General features: G+C 53.1%; 3 protein-coding genes. All 3 read left to right on the top strand.

What is annotated here, in order from left to right:
- On the top strand, nt 1–820 hold an 820-nt coding region (locus C5S61_RS01820; RefSeq protein WP_338066625.1), incomplete at its 5' end, for an ABC transporter ATP-binding protein.
- On the top strand, nt 808–1,353 hold the full coding sequence (cobU, locus tag C5S61_RS01815) for a bifunctional adenosylcobinamide kinase/adenosylcobinamide-phosphate guanylyltransferase (protein WP_110513415.1): 546 nt from the start codon (nt 808–810) through the stop codon (nt 1,351–1,353). The genes C5S61_RS01820 and cobU, both read left to right, overlap by 13 nt.
- A partial coding sequence (locus C5S61_RS27725; protein ID WP_164689161.1) for an aminotransferase class I/II-fold pyridoxal phosphate-dependent enzyme occupies nt 1,353–1,992 on the top strand: 640 nt, incomplete at its 3' end. The genes cobU and C5S61_RS27725, both read left to right, overlap by 1 nt.

Raw genomic sequence — 1,992 nt, 5'->3', positions numbered from 1 at the left:
AGCCCCCGATCCCCAACCCCCAATTCTCAAGGTTGAACAACTGAGTTGCCGTTATGGCACGCGTGAGGTTTTTGCCCAGCTTGATTTAGATGCTGCCAAAGGCGAAGTGCTGGCCTTGCTGGGGCCAAATGGCGCTGGCAAAAGCACGTTATTGCGTTGTTTGGCACGGCTGCAACGGCCAGATCAAGGCCAAATCTGGTTGAATAATCAGCCATTATGGCAAATTAAGCAGCGCTTGGCGGCCCAACAAATTGCCTTTGCCCCGCAAAACCATGGCCTCAATAGCGACCTGACGGTTGAGCAAATGCTGCTGCTTGGGCGTACGCCGCATCGCGGTTGGCTACTGCCAATGAGCAAAGCAGATCGGGCGATTGTTGAACACTTGATTGAACGCTTTAATTTAACCCAATATCGTCGCCAGCGCTTGGCCGAGCTTTCAGGCGGCGAACAACGGCGGGTAATTATCGCCCGCGCCTTAGCCCAGCAACCAAGCATCTTGTTGCTCGATGAGCCAACCGCCCACCTTGATTTAAAATATCAACTTAAAATTATGCAATTGGTCAGCGAGTTGGCGCATAGCGATGGGGTTTGTGTCATTTTGACCTTGCACGATCTGAATCAAGCCAGCCTCTGCGCCGACCGCATTGCGCTCTTGGCTCATGGCCGCTTGCAAGCAGTTGGTTCGCCAAGCACTGTTTTGCGCAGCGAATTAATCGAAGCAGCTTACGATGTGCCAGTTCAATTGATCGAGCACCCCAGCCATGGCCTGCCGTTGGTGATGCTTCAACCACAACCTAAGGAACGATCATGGCTCAATTAGTCTTATTTACTGGCGGCGCACGCAGCGGCAAAAGTTGGCGCGCCGAGCAATATGCCAGCCAACAAGCCGAACAGGTGTATTACCTTGCCACGGCCCAAGCTGGCGATAGCGAAATGCAGCAGCGGATTGGCCTGCACCAAGCGCAACGGCCTAGCCATTGGCAAACCATCGAAGCGCCACTGGCAGCCAGCCAAAGTTTATGCCAACTACCAACTGGTAGCGTGGTCTTGCTCGATTGCCTAACTTTGCTGGTGAGCAATCTGTTGCTGGCCAATGAAGATCAGCCCGAACCTATAATCCAAACTGAAATTGCAGCGATGTTGGCGGCCCAGCAAGCCCGCGATTTAAACCTCATTATAGTGACCAATGAAGTTGGCATGGGCATTGTGCCAGCCTATGCCTTGGGCCGAATTTATCGCGATCTGATTGGCCGTGCCAACCAGCAAATCGCGGCGGCTGCCAACGAGGTGTATTTGGTCGTTGCTGGCCTGCCAATCGAAATTCGCCAATTGCAGCCAGCGTGGGCCAAGTGATGCAGCATCCAACCCATGGCGCGATCGATTATGCAGAGTTGCAGCAACACGGGCTTGCGCCAAGCCAGATCTGCGATTTCAGCAGCAATGTCAATCCGCTTGGCACACCCAATTTTATTCGCGCAGCGCTCGCAAATGTCGATTTGGCCCACTATCCTGATCGCCAATCGTTGGCGTTGCGGGCAGCGCTTGCCAAGCATCACGTTTGCAAGCCAGACCAGCTGCTGATTGGTAATGGCAGCAATGAATTAATTCACTTAATTGCCCGTGCATTACTGCAAGCCAACGATTATGTTGTGTTGATCGAGCCGACCTTTGGCGAATACGCCTATGCAAGCAGTTTGGCGGGCGCACAACTCATTCGCTATCAAACCAGCTCCGAAACTGAGTTTCAAGTTGATGTTGAAGCCTGCTGTCAATTGATTGCCCAATATCGCCCACGCTTGGTTTGGCTGTGCAACCCCAATAATCCAACCGGCAGCTATTTGCTAGCCCAAGCAATCGAGCAACTTCAAGCAGCATGTACCGCAGTTCAAGGCTATTTGGTGCTCGATTTGGCCTACGCTGACTTGGGGATCGGGGATCGGGGATCGGGCTGTCTCTCATACACATCTGACGCTGCCGACGAAGCTAGAAGTG

This window comes from Herpetosiphon llansteffanensis (genome assembly GCF_003205875.1).
Taxonomy (GTDB): Bacteria; Chloroflexota; Chloroflexia; order Chloroflexales; family Herpetosiphonaceae; genus Herpetosiphon; species Herpetosiphon llansteffanensis.
The sequence above is the reverse complement of the archived record's forward strand: the minus strand, read 5'-3'. Positions and strand labels throughout refer to the sequence as shown.

Excerpts from the sequence above, each read along its gene's own strand:
- cobU (WP_110513415.1), top strand. The coding sequence starts at position 808 with ATGGCTCAATTAGTCTTATTTACTGGCGGCGCACGCAGCGGCAAAAGT.